Source organism: Azoarcus sp. DN11, assembly GCF_003628555.1.
Lineage (GTDB): Bacteria > Pseudomonadota > Gammaproteobacteria > Burkholderiales > Rhodocyclaceae > Aromatoleum.
The window spans coordinates 1,788,100-1,804,203 of record NZ_CP021731.1 but is presented as its reverse complement, the minus strand read 5'-3'; the positions used below and the strand labels follow the sequence as shown (position 1 = coordinate 1,804,203).

The 16,104-nt window shown below is 66.1% G+C and carries 16 protein-coding genes; 10 read left to right on the top strand and 6 right to left on the bottom strand.

From position 1 onward, the window contains the following. Positions 1-173: 173 nt before the first annotated feature. Positions 174-2,831, top strand: a complete 2,658-nt coding sequence (locus tag CDA09_RS08250) for a glycosyltransferase family 2 protein (protein ID WP_164844386.1) — start codon at positions 174-176, stop codon at positions 2,829-2,831. 108 nt (positions 2,832-2,939) lie between these two features. Here the strand turns inward: CDA09_RS08250 and CDA09_RS08245 are convergent, their stop codons facing one another. The 3 genes from CDA09_RS08245 to CDA09_RS08235 form a co-directional block, all read right to left on the bottom strand. Beyond that, positions 2,940-4,409 (bottom strand): ArnT family glycosyltransferase, encoded by a 1,470-nt coding sequence (locus tag CDA09_RS08245; RefSeq protein WP_121428178.1) that lies wholly within the window; start codon positions 4,407-4,409, stop codon positions 2,940-2,942. Between the two features lie 84 nt (positions 4,410-4,493). Further along, complete coding sequence (gene ppk2 / locus CDA09_RS08240; protein ID WP_121428177.1) at positions 4,494-5,426, bottom strand: polyphosphate kinase 2; 933 nt, start codon at positions 5,424-5,426, stop codon at positions 4,494-4,496. Positions 5,427-5,696: 270 nt separating this feature from the next. Next, positions 5,697-6,716, bottom strand: coding sequence for an IS110 family RNA-guided transposase (locus tag CDA09_RS08235; protein ID WP_121428176.1), 1,020 nt, complete (start codon positions 6,714-6,716; stop codon positions 5,697-5,699). 350 nt (positions 6,717-7,066) lie between these two features. On the opposite strand from CDA09_RS08235, the gene parA reads away from it, so the two are divergent. Together parA and CDA09_RS08225 are read left to right on the top strand one after the other, a co-directional pair. Next, positions 7,067-7,726 (top strand): ParA family partition ATPase, encoded by a 660-nt coding sequence (gene parA / locus CDA09_RS08230; protein ID WP_121428175.1) that lies wholly within the window; start codon positions 7,067-7,069, stop codon positions 7,724-7,726. A 2-nt stretch (positions 7,727-7,728) separates the two neighbouring features. After that, positions 7,729-8,412, top strand: coding sequence for a hypothetical protein (locus tag CDA09_RS08225; protein ID WP_121428174.1), 684 nt, complete (start codon positions 7,729-7,731; stop codon positions 8,410-8,412). A gap of 39 nt (positions 8,413-8,451) precedes the next feature. On the opposite strand, the gene dksA is transcribed toward CDA09_RS08225, so the two are convergent. Then, entirely contained in the window at positions 8,452-8,886 is a 435-nt protein-coding gene (dksA, locus tag CDA09_RS08220; RefSeq protein WP_121428173.1) for an RNA polymerase-binding protein DksA, read from the bottom strand. A 297-nt stretch (positions 8,887-9,183) separates the two neighbouring features. Here dksA and CDA09_RS08215 point away from each other — a divergent pair, with 297 nt between their 5' ends. Both CDA09_RS08215 and CDA09_RS08210 read left to right on the top strand, forming a co-directional pair. Further along, a complete protein-coding gene (locus tag CDA09_RS08215) occupies positions 9,184-9,411 on the top strand; it encodes a hypothetical protein (protein ID WP_121428172.1) in 228 nt (75 codons plus the stop codon). A gap of 114 nt (positions 9,412-9,525) precedes the next feature. Next, a complete protein-coding gene (locus CDA09_RS08210) occupies positions 9,526-10,053 on the top strand; it encodes a CYTH domain-containing protein (protein WP_121428171.1) in 528 nt (175 codons plus the stop codon). A 45-nt stretch (positions 10,054-10,098) separates the two neighbouring features. On the opposite strand, the gene CDA09_RS08205 is transcribed toward CDA09_RS08210, so the two are convergent. Both CDA09_RS08205 and CDA09_RS08200 read right to left on the bottom strand, forming a co-directional pair. After that, on the bottom strand, positions 10,099-11,148 hold the full coding sequence (locus tag CDA09_RS08205) for a patatin-like phospholipase family protein (protein ID WP_121428170.1): 1,050 nt from the start codon (positions 11,146-11,148) through the stop codon (positions 10,099-10,101). A gap of 262 nt (positions 11,149-11,410) precedes the next feature. Next, on the bottom strand, positions 11,411-11,806 hold the full coding sequence (locus CDA09_RS08200) for a CopK family periplasmic copper-binding protein (RefSeq protein WP_286164421.1): 396 nt from the start codon (positions 11,804-11,806) through the stop codon (positions 11,411-11,413). A 237-nt stretch (positions 11,807-12,043) separates the two neighbouring features. On the opposite strand from CDA09_RS08200, the gene CDA09_RS08195 reads away from it, so the two are divergent. From CDA09_RS08195 to CDA09_RS08180, 5 genes are read left to right on the top strand one after another with little or no spacing between them, the layout of a single operon-like run. Then, positions 12,044-12,295: a DUF2933 domain-containing protein gene (locus tag CDA09_RS08195; RefSeq protein WP_121428169.1), complete on the top strand. Its 252-nt coding sequence runs from the start codon at positions 12,044-12,046 to the stop codon at positions 12,293-12,295. Then, a complete protein-coding gene (locus CDA09_RS08190; RefSeq protein WP_121428168.1) occupies positions 12,292-12,984 on the top strand; it encodes a methyltransferase family protein in 693 nt (230 codons plus the stop codon). The genes CDA09_RS08195 and CDA09_RS08190 overlap by 4 nt, the downstream gene beginning before the upstream one ends. Beyond that, entirely contained in the window at positions 12,981-13,478 is a 498-nt protein-coding gene (locus CDA09_RS08185) for a hypothetical protein (protein WP_121428167.1), read from the top strand. Before CDA09_RS08190 ends, CDA09_RS08185 begins: the two co-directional genes overlap by 4 nt. Before the next feature lie 33 nt (positions 13,479-13,511). Beyond that, entirely contained in the window at positions 13,512-13,670 is a 159-nt protein-coding gene (locus CDA09_RS23320; protein WP_164844385.1) for a hypothetical protein, read from the top strand. Positions 13,671-13,680: 10 nt separating this feature from the next. After that, positions 13,681-16,098 (top strand): heavy metal translocating P-type ATPase, encoded by a 2,418-nt coding sequence (locus CDA09_RS08180; RefSeq protein ID WP_121428166.1) that lies wholly within the window; start codon positions 13,681-13,683, stop codon positions 16,096-16,098. The last annotated feature ends 6 nt before the right edge of the window (positions 16,099-16,104 follow it).

Here is a 16,104-nt window from a genome sequence, read left to right as displayed (position 1 = left end):
GCATGCGTGTCATCAACCCGGCAAGTGAATGGATCACCCCGTTCGCCCTGAGCTTGTCGAAGGGCCCGGTTCAGACAGGCTCAGCCCGAACGGTATCGGGTTGCCGGGTTAATAACGCCGTCATGTATCCGTCACATAGTGACGGATCCTCCCCTTTCGCCGCAGGCCCGCACTTGCGCTCACCCCTCGCTTTCCTTGCCGCCCTGGGCCGACTGTTCGTGGATCTCGGCCTGGCCCTCTCCGCCTGCGCGATCGTGCTTGTCGCCTGGTCTGCGCTGGAACGCCCGATCACGCCGCCGGATTGGGATGGCCGCGTCCCCGGCGTCACGTACAGCGGCTATCGGCCCGGCCAAGGTCCGGCGCAGCAACGCTACCCGGGCGCGGAGGAAGTCGCGCAGGACATGGCGCTTCTTGCCCCGCACACCCGACGCGTCCGCACCTACAGTTCGACGGAAGGCCCCGACGTCCCGGAGATTGCCGCGCGGCACGGCCTCGACGTCATGGCGGGCGCGTGGCTCGGCAAGGATCGCGCGAAGAACGAAAGGGAGTTGCAGGGGCTGATGCGACAGGCGAGCGAACACCGCAACGTGTCGCGCCTGATCGTCGGCAACGAGGTCATGCTGCGCGAGGACCTCGCGGAAGCGGAGCTCATCGCGGCGCTCGACCGCGTGCGCCGCAGCACGCGCAAGCCGGTGTCCACCGCGGACACCTGGCACATGTGGTTGCAGCACCCCAAGCTCGCCGCGCACGTCGACTTCATCGCCATCCACATCCTCCCCTACTGGGAAGGGGTCAAGATCGAAGAGGCGGCCGCCTACACCCTCGAACGGCTCAAGCGCGTCAAGGCCGCCTACCCGAACAAGCCCGTCGTGATCACCGAAACGGGCTGGCCGAGCCACGGCGACGTGCAGTGGGACGCGATCCCGACCCCGCAGGCCCAGGCGCGCTACCTGCGCGAATTCATCGCCCGGGCGCGCAGTCTCGGCATCGACTATTACGTGATCGAAGCCTTCGACGGCCAGTGGAAGCGCGACGAGGAAGGACGCCCGGGCCCCTATTGGGGACTGTTCGATGCCTTCCGGCAGTGGAAGATCCCGACCGAGGGCCCGCTATGGGTTCATCAGGGCTGGCAGGATCGCGTCGTGCCGGCCCTCGGCTGCGTGCTGGCGCTGGGCGTGCTGCTGTCCTGGCGCTTCCGGCGCTGGCACTGGTGGGCGCGCCTGAGCGCGGTGCTCGCCGTGGCGGCGGGGACCAGCTTCGTCCTGTGGCGCGGCATGGCGGGCGTCGGCAGTTACGCCCCCGTGCAATCGACCCTGATCGATGCCGCGCTCGCCGGTCTGCTGCTCGTGTCCCTGCTGGTCTTTGCCGTGCAGCTGATCGAAGCGCTCGACGTGCTGGGCACGCGCCGCTGGCGCCGCGCCTTCGCCGCGACCCCGTGGCCGGACGAACGCCCCGTGCCCATGGTCAGCCTGCATGTCGCCATCTCGAACGAACCGCCGGACATGGTGATCGCGACGCTGGAAAGTCTCCGGCGCCTGGACTGGCCGGCGCTGGAAGTGCTGGTCATCGACAACAACACCGCAAACGAAGCGCTGTGGCGGCCGGTCCAGGCGTGGATCGCACAACACCCCGAACGCTTCCGCTTCTGGACCCTCCCCGCCTGCGAAGGATTCAAGGCCGGCGCCCTCAACTTCGCCCTTGCGCAGACCGATCCGCACGCCGAAGTCATCGGCATCGTCGATGCCGACTACCAGGTCGAGCCGTTCTGGCTGCGCGAAGTCATGGGCCATTTCGCCTCGCCCGAAGTGGCCGTCGTCCAGGCGCCGCAGGCGCACCGGGACTACGAATCCGACCTGCTCGCACGCAGCGCGAACTGGGAGTTCGAGGGATTCTTCCGTGCCGGGATGCATCACCGCAACGAACGCAACGCGATCATCCAGCACGGGACCATGTGCCTGGTGCGCACGTCGGCGCTGCGCGACGCAGGCGGCTGGGGCCAATGGACGCTGTGCGAGGACACCGAGCTCGGCTTGCGCCTCCTCACGCGCGGGTGGGAGCTGCGCTACGTCGACCGCGTCTACGGGCGCGGCCTGACCCCGGAGAACTTCGCCGCGCTGCGCAGCCAGCGCCGCCGCTGGGCGCTCGGCGCGATGCAGATCCTGAAGGGCCACGCCGGAGCACTGTGCGGACGCAGCCAGCTCACGCTGGCGCAGCGCTATCACTTCGTCGCGGGCTGGCTGCCGTGGCTGCAGGAGGCCCTGCAGGTCGCAGTGATGCTGACGAGCGTGTGCTGGACGCTCGGCATGCTGCTGTGGCCGCGGTACATCGAGCCGCCCATTCCCGGAACCCTCGCCCTGATGCTCGCCGTGGTGCTGGGCCGCACTGCCATCGGCGCGGCTGTCTATGCGACCAAGGTACGCTGCACGTGGCGCGAATCGCTCGAAGCCGCCATCGCGTCGATGGCCCTCAACTATGCGGTGGCGTGCGGCGTGTGGGCCGGGCTGCTGGGCCGGCACGCGCGCTTCATCGTCACCGCGAAAGCGGGCGCGAGCGCACGGCGCGGCAGGCGGCGCCTGCCGCCGGAAGCGAAGTGGGCCCTTGCCCTGCTCGTTGCGGCCATCGCCACCCTGATCCAGAACGGCGTCGACGCACCCGAGCCGCTGTGCTGGGCCGTCGCCCTGGTCGTGATGGCCTTACCCCATTGCGCCGCGCTCTGGCTGAGCTTTGCGCCGCGCGGCGGCCGCCCGGGCCCCCATCCTGTGGGAGCGTCGCAGGGCAAGAGCCTGCCGGCCGCGACCGATTGCGCCCTCCCCTCCTCGACCGGGCAATGACAGCGCTACGGCGCCGAAGAGCGGCAGCGTCCGAAAGACGTTTCCGGTGCAAACGAATGCTTCACATCCGGCTGCCGCTGCCCTCGATCTGCCGCCACCACGCGACGCTCAGTAGCCCTTGAATCCGCGCAGCAGCCAGACCGAAGCCCGGCGGTGAAAATTCGGGTACACGGCGATGTCGACGTCGCCGAGCCTCCTCGCGTCCGCAAAGCGCTCGATCACTTCCGCGGGCTCCGCACGCTCGGAGACGAACAACACCGGGTCACCCGACGCCGCCGTCAGTGGCACGGTCAGACCATAGTGGTCCATCACGTGCGGGTCCGGCTGCCAGCGCGCGTAGCGGCTCGGCCGCAGGCTGTACACGAGTTGCGCGAGCAACTCGCGCTCGTCCGCGACGAGCACGGCATCGGGGTGGGCTTCGAGCCGCGGGCGCACCGCCTCGGCGAGCTCGTGCCAGCCGCGCGCCCGCTTGTAGGGATCGATCCGGCCGTTGAGCTCCTTGCCGGCAAGGCGGACCACATCCGGCCAGTGGTACAACACCGAACCGGCGACGATGTTCAGTGCAATGGCAACGACAGCCAGCCGCCAGCGTCCTCGCCGGGCGAGGAATGCAATCGTCAGGACGGTTGCAGCCACCAGCGCAGGCCCCGCCCAGTTGCCGTTGGCCCGGCCGGCCAGCGCCTGAAGGCCGACCACGGCCCAGAGCGGGAGGGCGAAGACGAGCAGGAAACGGAAGCGCGGATCCGCCCAGTTATCGCGCCAACGCAGCAATGCCCACCCCAGGCACACCGCCAGCAAGGGACCGAGAAGCAGCCACTGGGCACCGGCGAATTCCACGAACTCGCCGGGACTCCACTTGTGAGCGCCCATCCGCGTGATCTCCGCGGTGTGCCGGAAGGTCGGGAAACCGTGCTCCCAGTTCCATACGAGGTTCGGCGCGAAGATCGCCAGCGCGATGATGACGGCAATCGTCGGGCCGAGCACCCTGTTCGGCCCGCCCCGGCGCACGAAGAGCGCGAGGAAGGCCGATCCGCCGAACGCGAGCATGACGTATTTGGACATCAGCCCGAGACCCGCGACAACGCCGATACCGACCCAGTACGGCAACGCGCCGCCATCCAGCGCACGCCACATCAGCAGCATCCCGGCAGCCCAGAAGAACAGCAACGGCGCATCGGTGCTCGCGAACAGCGACAGGGTCGCGGTCAACGGCAAGGTCAGGAAGGCCAGGCCGCACCAGAAGCCGACGCGGTCATCGAAGAGTTCGCGCCCGATTTCGCGCACCACGAAAGCGGTACCGGTGTAAAGAATCAGCGACGGCGCCTTCAGCGCGAGGAGGTTGTCGCCGAACACCGCACCGGACCAGGCAATCAGCGCGGCGATCACCGGCGGCTTCGAGTAATACCCCCAGTCGAGCGCCTGCGCCCAGCCCCAGTAATAGGCCTCATCGACATAAGGATCGAGACCGAGGCGCGCGATCACGGCAACCCGGTACAGCACGAACGCCAGGGCGATGACGGCGAACAGGAACAACGAAGAGCGGCGGTGCGACGGGTTGGCGAGGGTCGAATGATTCATAGGGCGCCGATTATACGTTGGCGCCCGCCTCAACACGATCAGTCCCGGCGAACCGGACCGCACGCGCCCAGCCCCGTCGAACGCTCAGTAGACCGAAGGCACGTACATCGCGTCCGGAATCGGCTCCCGGATGTAGTCCGGGTGATGCACCCGCTGCGGCATGGCAACCGCCTCGCGCTGCACTTCCTCGTAAGGAATCCGGCTCAACAGGTGGTGGATGCAGTTGAGCCTCGCCTTCTTCTTGTCCACCGCCTCGACGATCCACCACGGCGCCTCGGGGATGTGGCTGCGCTCCAGCATCTCCTCCTTGGCCTTGGTGTAATCCTCCCAGCGGCGGCGCGACTCCATGTCCATCGGCGAGAGCTTCCACTGCTTGAGCGGGTCGTGGATGCGCATCTGGAAGCGCGCGTACTGCTCCTCGTCGGTGATCGAAAACCAGTACTTGATGAGCACGATGCCGGAACGGACGAGCATCTTTTCGAACTCGGGCACCGTACGGAAGAACTCCTCGTACTCGTCGGCCGTACAGAAGCCCATCACCTTCTCGACGCCCGCGCGGTTGTACCAGCTGCGGTCGAAGAGCACGATCTCCCCGCCCGCAGGCAGATGGCTGACGTAACGCTGGAAGTACCATTGGCTACGCTCCCGGTCGTTCGGCGCCGGCAGTGCGGCAACGCGGCATACGCGCGGATTGAGGCGCTGCGTGATGCGCTTGATCACGCCGCCCTTGCCGGCCGCATCGCGCCCCTCGAACAGCACGACGACCTTCAGCTGATTGTGCACCACCCAGTCCTGCAGCTTGACGAGCTCGCCCTGCAGCCGGAACAGCTCCTTGAAATAGAAGCGCCGCTCCTTCGTGAGGCTCTCCAGCTCCGGGCGCATCGGCATGTCACCCATCAACCGGTCCATCCGGTGATCGTCGATCTCCATCTCCAGTTCCTCGTCGAAACTGTCGAGCAGGTCGGCATACATCCGGGTGTCGTAATCCCTATGATCCTGGGCCTTCGGTTTCTCCATGAGCACTTATATGGACGCCTCCCGGTTTGGCAAGTGATGCTTGATGCTGGCTTCTAGGATCCGGCTGCAGACTTATATCCGGCCTGTCGTGCAGACCGAAGTCTGCTGGCCCTGATGGAATTCGCCGGGAAAGGCCTCATCTCCTGGGAGTCCTCGAAGGGCCTGCGCCCATGCAGGTTTGCTTCCCCGCGGTCCGACCTGTTACGCCATCAATCGCACATCAACCTGCGCAACCTTTCAGCGATCCACTCCTTGTGGTGCGTTGATCTTCTACGCGGCTGTAGCCGCGTAACCTTTCTGATACGTCCGGTCGAGGGCGAGCAGCGCCCAGATCGTGCGTGCCATCTTGTTGGCCAGTGCCACCACGGCGGCATTGAACGGCCGTCGCGCCAGCAGGTTGTCCAGCCAGGGCTCATGCGTTTTCTGACGCGTGATCACCGAACGTGCCCCGTGAATGAGCAGGGTGCGCAAATACACGTCGCCGCGCTTGCTGATGCCCAACAGCTTCACGCGCCCGCCGGTGCCGCACTGTCGCGGCACCAGGCCGAGGAAGGCGGCAAATTCGCGACCGGACTTGAACGCTCCGGCGTCGCCGATGGTGGCCACCGCCGCCGTTGCCGTCAGCAGCCCCACGCCGGGGATGTCCATCAGCTTCCTGCTGGCGGCATCCTCCTTCTTCCATGCAGACAGCTTCCGCTCGATCTCGGCAATGTCCTCGTCCAAGGCTGCGATCCGCTCGAGTTGGCCATGCATGACCTCAATCACCATGGCCGGCAACGCCTCTTCGAGCTTCGCCAGTTCCGTCGGAATCCGCGCCAACCCCTTCTGCCGTCCGGGCGGCAGCTCCGCGCCGAATTCGTACAGCAGACCGCGCAATTGGTTGATCTGCATCGTCCGCATCTTGACCAGCAGCTCACGCATGCGGTGCAGTGTCAGCACTGCCTGCTGACCTTCGCTCTTGACCGCCACGAACTTCATCCCCGGTCGCTGCGCCGCTTCCCAGATCGCGTGGGCATCGGCCGCATCGGTCTTGTTGCTCTTCACGAAGGGCCGCACGAACTGCGCCGCGATGAGCCTGACCTCGTGTCCCAGGGCGGCAAACTGCCTCGCCCAGTAGTGCGCGCTGCCACACGCTTCCATCGCAATGACCGCCGGCGCCCGGTTGGCGAAGAACTCCGCCACCTCGGCGCGCTTTAGCTGCCGCCGACAAATCTCGCCCGTTTCCATATCGACCCAGTGCAGTTGGAACACCCGTTTCGCCAAATCCAGGCCATATGTCGTAATCTTCATCTCGAGCCCTCCGTACCGTTTGTGGTCGTTGCAACACCACCACTTTGGCACTTTGATGCCGTCAGGTATCGCGAGGGCTCCGTTATCTCTTCGGCCCTCAGGTACCCGCGGCGGGAGGGAGGCGTCCATTACATCTCCTGCGGTTATCGGGTGTGCAGACACGACGCAATCGCCATGACCGCATCGACACCCGCCCCCTGAGATCCGGGTCGCGGAAAGCAGTTCCACCCGAGTGGCGAGGGGTCGAGTGTACCGCCGCTGCAAGTCCCGCACCGAGGGCAAAATGGGTACTTGCATGCAGCCGAAGCGAGGCTAATAATAAAGTATTACCGTAATAACATGCATACACCATGAACGGAAGCAAGGTCATTGCACTGCTCTCGCAAAAAGGGGGCTCCGGCAAGACGACCGTGACGATGCAACTGGCCGCTGCCCTGGTGCTGCGTGGCTACCGGGTCGCCGTGGCCGATCTCGACCCGCAGGAGAGCGCAACGCGCTGGGCAGAGTCGGCCCCGGCCGATGCCCCCTTCCCGGCACGCATGCTGCGCCCCCTGGGCGACACCGAAGAGATCCGGCAGACCCTCTGGCCCGCAACGCGCGAGGTGGATTTCATCTTGTTCGACTGCCCGCCATCGATCGAACATCCGCACACGGTCAGTGCGCTCGAACTGTGCGATTTCGCGATCGTTCCGGTCGTCCCGAGCCCGACCGACCTCTGGTCAACCCGCGCGATCGAGAAGGTGATCCTCAACCGGATCGGGTCGGGCCAGCTTCAGCGTGCCGCCCTGTTGCCGAATCGCGTCATGCGCACCGCACTCGCCGCAGACGTCCTCGAGGTCATGCGCGACTTCTCGTTGCCGGTGCTCGACGCTGCGCTCTCCCAACGCAGCGCCTACGCACAAAGCGCCGTCATGGGTGCGTCGGTGTACGAGTTGGGACGAGCCGCCGCACCGGCCCAGGAAGAAGTCGACCGACTCGTTTCAGTCGTTCTCGAACAACTAGGAGAGTAAGAATGAGCACGAACACCAAGACCCGGTCCGCCTTGCGCGAGGCACTGAAGCACGAAGACGCCGCCCTCGCGGACCGCATTCCGGACGCCGCCGCGGCAGCGGCAGCGTCCGTAGCGGAGGAAAAACCGGCTTCCGCCACGCCCCCGGCATCCGCTGCAGCCGACGTCAGCGTCGCGACGGTCGCCAAGGTCGATGCACCCGCGAAAGCCAGGGCCAGGGCACCCGCCAAGCCCGCCGCCAAGGCAAGCACGAAGACCGCCGCCAAGGCGGGCGCGAAAACGTCCGCCGAGGCCGCCACGCCCAAGACCGTGGTCGCCGAACCGGCGAACGTGGAAGCGAAAGCGGCTCCCACGCGGAAATCGCCACACAAGGCCGTGACCGCGGCAGCGGAGGCGAAAGCCGAACCGGCGAAGAAGGCCCACGCGAAGCGCGAGCCCGAGAACACCGAACACGCGAAGAAGCCGAAGAGCGAAAAGGTGGTGCGGGATTCCTTCTCGATGCCGGCGAGCGAACACGCGGGCATCAAGTCCCTGCGGATCGCGCTGGGCAAGGCCGGCCGGCTTGCGAGCAAATCGGAAGTGCTGCGCGCGGGCCTCAAGGTACTGGGGGAGCGCAGCGTTGCCGACGTGCTGGCGGTTCTCGACGGACTCCCCGTCGCAGACAAGGGCAAGCGCAAGAAGCACTGACACTTCGCGCGCGTCTCGCCGCGGCCCTGCCCCGGCGGCTCAGTCGTCGAAGCGCCGGCGCAATTCGCGCCGCTCCTGCGCTTCCAGGGTGAGCGTTGCCGTCGGGCGCACGATCAGGCGGCGAACGCCGATCGGCTCGTCCGTTTCCTCGCACCAGCCGTAACGGCCATTCTCGATGCGCGCCAACGCCTTGTTGATCCGGTGCAAGTGCTTGCGCTCGCGATCACGCACCCGCAGCTCAAGCGTGTGGTCTTCCTCCAGCGTCGCGCGATCCATCGGATCGGCGGGGGCATCGACCTGCTGCTGCAGATTGATTGCCGTTTCTCTCGCCGCGTCCAGCAGGGTTTCACGCTCGTGCAGCAGGCGTGCTCGAAAGAACGCAAGCTGCCTTGGATCCATGTAATTTTCATCCGGCGCGGCAAGTATCTCCGCCTCGGTCGGCATCTGCTCATCAGGAATCGGGCTGACAATCATGGTTCTGACTGGGCGGTGCGAAAGGAAAAGTGATCGAAAAGCCGGACAAGCGTATTCACCTTATGTTTCCGCAAGATCAAGGCGCCAATGCATCGTCGGTGCCGAGGCGGCGGGGAGAGTCCGTCGCCTCGCCGCGATCAGCGCCACCTGTAGCCCTCAAGTGGTGTGCAAGCCATCAAACACCCTGCACTTGTAGCATGGCTGTAACCATAGATTCATCTGACAACACCGCGGCACACTTAGACTCTATGCGTCGGAGCCGTCATGGATGGCTTTTCATGCGCGTGGAGGTCCCAAATGCCGACTGACAATGCATCGCCGAACTACATCGAAAAGGCACAGACGTTGCCGGCCGAGGAATCCTCGCGGCTGTTGCAGCGATTCGATGTGTACTGCTCCAGGAATTCCCGGTTTAGAAACATGGCGGCAACGGAAAAGATCGCCCATCTGTTACGCAAGGAAGATGAGGACCTGGCCGCATGGCGCGCCAACCTCGCCGCCTTGCGGCAGCACACCGGTCGGTGACGGCCCCGCTCGATCAGCTGTAGCTATAGAGCCCAATTTTTCATGTTGCACCGCAACAATCAGCCGCACCTTTTGTGCTAAAATCCCATTTTGCTGCAAACGGAGTTCACGCCCATGGGTCGCGAAATCGAGCGCAGGTTTTTGGTTTGTGATTCGCGATTCCTGGATGGCCGTACCGGCGAGCGCATCGTGCAGGGCTATGTCGCGAAGGAATCCGGGGCGATGACCACCCGGGTACGGATCCGCGCCGATCGCGCCTTTCTCGCACTCAAGGGACCGCGACAGGGGCTCGGTCGCGATGAGTTCGAATACCCCATCCCGGTCGACGACGCGTGGCGCATCCTTTTCGACTATTGCGGCGGTCGGATCGTCGAAAAGACGCGCTACAACGTCGCGTACGCCGACCATCTCTTCGAAGTGGACGTCTTCGCCGGCCGCAATGCGGGGCTCGTCATCGCCGAAGTCGAATTGGCGCATGAAGCGCAGTCGCTGATACTTCCGCCCTGGATCGGCGAAGAGGTCACCCTTAACAAGCGCTTCGGCAATTTCTCCCTCGCGCTGTTCGAAGGCCCCATCTTCCCGGAGGACAGGCGCCGCCTCGAAAGCCCTGCGCCGAACCGGCATCTCCAGGCACTGCATTGATCGCGTCGGCTGCCCGGCCGGCGTCGCGCAGGCCGCCGCCCGCCTTCAGGCAAACACGTCGCCGAGGTTGACCGTCCCCTGCTTCCCGACCTGCGGACGCTTCGTGCGGATCCAGCGCGCGGCACGGGCGCGGCCGAGATCACGCAGTTCATGCAGGAAGGCACGGGCCGCGTTGAGTTTGCTTCCGTTCCCGGTATCGGCCAGTTCCTGCGCCTCGATCATGTGGAAGCGTAAGGCCATCAGCTTGCGTTCGAACCGCCCCTGCGGCACCCAGTTGCTGCCCGCTTCGATGTAGGCACGGGCGTGGGCGATCATCCGCATCTCGCGCAGGAAGGTCGCGGAGAAGCCCAGTTCCACCGTGCGATCGGCAATCTCCGCGGCGCTTCGCGGCGCAGTGGAGATCTGCAGCGGATTGAGCAGCACGAGCAGGATGTCCGGCGTGTCGCACTCGTACATCAGCGGGTACACCGCCGGATTCGCGCTGAAGCCGCCGTCCCAGTAGGCCTCGCCGCCGATCTCGACCGCATGATGCATCGTCGGCAGGCACGCCGAGGCGAGCAGCATGTCCTCGGTCAGCTCGGCGGTGCGGAAAAGGCGCACCTTCCCCGACTGCGCGCGCGTCGCAGCAATGAAGAGCTTCAGTCGGCACTCCTTGCGCAGGTACTCGAAATCGAACTGCGCGCGGACCACGTCGCGCAGCGGATTCAGCTCCAGCGGGTTGAACTGGTAGGGCGACAGCAGCCGCGTCATCCCCACCATCACACTGAGGGGATTGGGCAAGGCGCCGTTTCCTGCGGGATTCAGGCTGTGCAGCAGGTCCAGTTCCAGCGGGGAGCTGCCCGCAATGGCCTCCCAGAAATTCGACAGGCTTTCGCGCGCGCCCTCGCCTCCGCCCCGCGTCCAGCCCTGCGCGAGCGCAACGGCGTTCATCGCACCGGCGCTGGTTCCGCTGATGCCTTCGAGCTTCCAGCCTTCCTCGAGCAGGCGGTCCAGCACGCCCCAGGTGTAGGCGCCATGCGCCCCGCCGCCCTGCAGCGCGAGGTTGATTGCAGGCAGTTCGCCGTTCTTGGTCGTCCACCATCGTTTCCGAAGCATGTTCGACTCCCTTCCCGCGGTCGGGAACGTGTTTGCTGCGTTGCAGCATACCGCAAAATACGCACGGGAATGTTTCAGAAGCTCGACTCGCGGATACGACCACCGGAGATGCAGCCAGCCGGGTCGCTCCACCAGCGATTAACCGGCAATCGATAGGTCCTCGGCTGCACGTTCACGGTGAAATGCAATGTGGAAACGGCATAGTCGCCGTTCCCTGCGCGAGCAGGCGGTCACCAACGCGGCCGCCCACGAGAAATACCGATCAACGCCCGCGGAAATTGGACGGCAGAAGACTGTCGAGGCGCCACACCTCGTTGCCCTGCATCGCGATCGTCTGGCCATCGGCGGTCACCATCTGGTGCCCCTGCTCCATCGAATAGGCGCGGCCGTACTTGTCCTCCATGGCCATCTTGCCGTCCTTGAAGACGTGCAGCGTCGAACCGTCCCTCAGATCGTAGGATTTCTCCAGCGCAGTCGAGCCGTGGCCGTCCCGCAGGACCTCGCGTGCCGCGGGAGTCACCGGCGCGGCGGGCGTTGCCCGGACGTCGTCGAGCCAATGCGACGACCCCGCCTCCGAGTAATCCGTATGCGCCGATGCAGCGAGCGAGCCGGCAAGCAGCATGGATGCGAAAACGATGCGGATCGATGTGGCTTTCATGATGTTTCTCCTTGCGGTGACTGGATCAGGCGCCCTGCAGCGGGCAACCTTGGTCGAATGCTAGGAGACCACTCTCGACGGGAGCATGACTCTGAAATTACTTTTCGTTCAGCGGAATGTCATTTTCCGGACATCCTTCCGCGGACGCCCAAAGCTGACAGGAATGTAATGTTCGCGTCAGGGCGACGTCGCCCTCGAGGGGCTATGATGGATTCATCGGAACTCCGGATTGAAGCCATGAGCCCGAAACAGTTTCCCGTGTCCAGCGCCTCCCGCGAGGCCAGGCAGACGAGACGCATCCGCTGGGTGTTCGGCGCCTTCCTCGCCATTGCCGCAGTCCTGCTCGCCCTGGAACACCGCGCCCATCTGCTGGGCATCCTCCCCTGGCTGTTCCTGCTGGCCTGTCCGCTGATGCACCTGTTCATGCATCACGGCCACGGCAGTCACGGCGCTCACCACGACCACCCGAAGGACGGAGGTGCGCAATGACCGATTCGAGCCCCGCTTACGGCCTCTGGTCGCTGGTCGTCATCAACTCGGCGGTGTTCATCGTGTTCGCCGCGAGCTTCTTCAAGCCGCATTCATCGCGCGACTGGCGCACGCTCGGCATGTTCTCGGCGTTCATCGTGGCGCTATTCGCCGAAATGTACGGCTTTCCGCTAACGATCTACCTCCTGTCGGGCTGGCTCGCGACACGCTTTCCCGGTGTCGATTTCCTCGCCCACGATGCCGGCCACCTGCTCGAAGTGATGTTCGGCTGGCGCGCCAATCCGCACTTCGGGCCGTTCCACATCGTTTCCAACATCCTGATTGCCGGCGGATTCTGGCTGCTCGCCTCGGCATGGAAGGTGCTCTACGCGGCGCAGGCAGCCGGCACGCTCGCCACCACCGGCCCCTACGCGCACCTGCGCCACCCGCAGTACGCGGCTTTCGTCGTGATCATGGCCGGCTTTCTGCTGCAGTGGCCGACCGTCATCACGCTCGCGATGTTCCCCGTCCTCGTCGTCGCCTACGTCCGTCTCGCCCGAAACGAGGAGCGCGCGGCCGCTGCGACCTTCGGCTCCGAATGGCAGCAGTACGCACACCAGACCCCGGCCTTTTTCCCGCTTCGAACAAGGCATCACCCCGACCCGATCGCCGACGGCCGCGGCGAACACTCATCAGGAGAACGCTCATGAAACCGATGCTGATCACCGCACTCGCAATGTCGCTCGCCGCCGTATCGCCGACCTGGGCCGACGACGCCCACCACCCCGATCGGGCCCCCGCCGCGACGGCACCGGCCGCGGCCACGCCCGCTCCGGCACCTGAAAAAACGATCCAGCGCATGCGCGACAACACTACCACCATGCAGTCGCAGCTCGAGGCTCTGGCGGCGGCGAAAACCCCCGAGGAACGGCAGAAGCTGCTCATGGACCACATGCAGACGATGCGCGAAAACATGATGCTGGGGCAGCAGATTGCCGCTGGCGACGGTCCGTCGATGGGCTGTCAGATGATGGGCGGCAAGGGAATGATGGGAGGCGGCATGGGAATGATGGGCGGCACCGCGTCCGACGCATCGCCCGACGCCCTGGCGCAGCGCATGCATCAGATGGAACGACGCATGGACATGATGCAGTCGATGATGGAGCGGACCGCGGCCCCCGCACGCAAGGCACCCGCAAAGTGATCGATCGCCCATGTGCGAAACGAGGAAAGCGCCATGCTCGAATCCGTGAAAGCCCAGCTGCAGCGCCTGCGCGCGTGGATGGCGGAGAACGAGCGCGCCCACCGCGCCGCGAAACCGTACGGCTGCTGCAGTTCGCCGTCGTCCATCTACGCAGCCCGTCGCCCGCGCAACAAGGAACACAGCCATGACTGAACCACGTGCCATGCACGCACACGCCCATCACGAACATGAGCATCACGGCGCAGAACATCACGGACACGTGGGGCACGCCGACCACCCTCACCATGCCCCCGCCGCTTCCGCTGCGGCGCCGGATTCCGCCGCGCTGACGGACCCGGTCTGCGGCATGAGCGTGAAGCCCGACTCGCCCCACCACGCCTCATTCGAGGGGCGTGACTATCGCTTCTGCAGCGCGAAATGCCTCGACAAGTTCCGCGCCGATCCCGTGCGCTATGTGCAGCCCCCACAACCCTCACAGCCCGCGACCACCGGCGACGAGGCCGCGCCGGGCACCGAATACACCTGCCCGATGCACCCGGAGGTCCGCCAGAGCGGCCCCGGCACCTGCCCGAAATGCGGCATGGCGTTGGAGCCGGTGATTCCCGAGCTCGAGGAAGGCGAAAACCCGGAACTGGCCGATTTCCGCCACCGCTTCTGGTGGCCGCTGCCGGCAACCGTGCTCGTCACCGTGATCGCGATGTCCGGCGGCGTCCTGGATCCACTGCTCGGCAGCGCACGTCCGTGGATCGAGCTGCTCCTCGCAACGCCGGTGGTGCTGTGGGGCGGATGGCCGTTCTTCGTGCGCTGGGCGCAATCGATCGCCAACCGCAGTCCGAACATGTGGACGCTGATCGGCACCGGCGTGGGCGCAGCCTACGTCTACAGCGTGGTGGCCACCCTCGCGCCGGGCGTCTTCCCCGACTCCTTCCGCATGGGCGGGCACGTCGCCGTGTATTTCGAGGCCGCGGCGGTGATCGTGTCGCTGACCCTGCTGGGGCAGGTGCTGGAACTGCGCGCGCGTTCCGAGACCGGCGCCGCGATCAAGGCCCTGCTCGGCCTCGCGCCGAAGACGGCACGGCGCCTCAACGCGGACGGCAGTGAGGAAGACATCCCGCTGACCCACGTCCATCCCGGCGATCGCCTGCGCGTGCGCCCGGGCGAGAAGGTGCCCGTGGACGGCGTGGTGCTCGAAGGCGCCAGCGCCGTGGACGAATCGATGCTCACCGGCGAGCCGATGCCGGTGTCGAAGGCGGCGGGCGACAAGGTGATCAGCGCGACGCTCAACACCAGCGGCGCACTCGTGATGCAGGCGGAGAAGATCGGCTCGCAGACCGTACTCGCGCGGATCGTGCAGATGGTCGCGCAGGCGCAACGCTCGCGCGCGCCGATGCAGCGTCTGGCCGACCGCGTCGCCGGCTGGTTCGTCATCGTGGTCGTCACGATCGCGATCCTGACCTTCCTCGGCTGGGGCCTCTTCGGGCCCTCGCCCTCATGGGCCTACGGGCTGATCAACGCGGTCGCAGTGCTGATCATCGCCTGCCCGTGCGCACTGGGGCTCGCGACGCCGATGTCGGTGATGGTCGCGACCGGCAATGCTGCGACGCAGGGCGTGCTGTTCCGCGACGCCGCCGCGATCGAGAACCTGCGCCGCGTCGACACCCTGATTGTCGACAAGACCGGCACACTCACCGAAGGCAAACCCGCATTCCACTCGACGGTCGCCGCACCCGGCCGGGAGGCCGACGAAGTGCTGCGCCTCGCCGCGAGCCTCGACCAGGGCAGCGAACACCCGCTTGCCCACGCGATCGTCGGCGAGGCGCGACGCCGCAATCTGGCGCTGTCGAAACCCGACGACTTCGAATCGTCCTCGGGCATCGGCGTGCGCGGCACGGTCGACGACCGCCGGCTGGTGCTCGGCAACACCGCGCTGATGGACGAGGAAGGCATCGCGTGGCACGCCCTTGCGGCGCAGGCCGAAGCCCTGCGCACAGAAGGCGCAAGCGTGATGATGCTCGCCGCCGACGGTGTCGCCGTGGGGCTGGTCGCCGTCGCCGACCCGGTAAAGGCCACGACGCCCGAGGCGCTCGCGGAGCTGCGCGCGCACGGCATCGACCGCATCATCATGGCGACCGGCGACGGACTGACGACGGCGCGCGCGGTCGGAAAACGCCTGGGCATCGAGGAGGTGCTCGGCGAAGTCAAGCCGAAGGACAAGGACGATCTGGTCGCCAAACTGCAGCGCGAAGGCCGCGTCGTCGCGATGGCCGGCGACGGCATCAACGACGCGCCGGCGCTCGCACGCGCCGACGTCGGCATCGCGATGGGCACCGGCACCGACGTCGCGATGTCGAGCGCGCAGCTCACGCTGGTCAAGGGCGACCTGCGCGGCATCGCCGCCGCACGCCGCATCTCCGTCGACACGGTGCGCAACATGCACCAGAACCTCACCTTCGCGTTCGCCTACAACGCGCTCGGCGTGCCGCTCGCGGCCGGCCTGCTCTACCCCTTCACCGGCCTGCTCCTTTCGCCGCTGGTGGCCGCGCTGGCGATGAGCGCGAGCTCGGTGTCGGTGGTCACGAACGCCTTGCGCCTGCGCCGCGCGGCCGGCGCGGCGAACTGAGCCTCC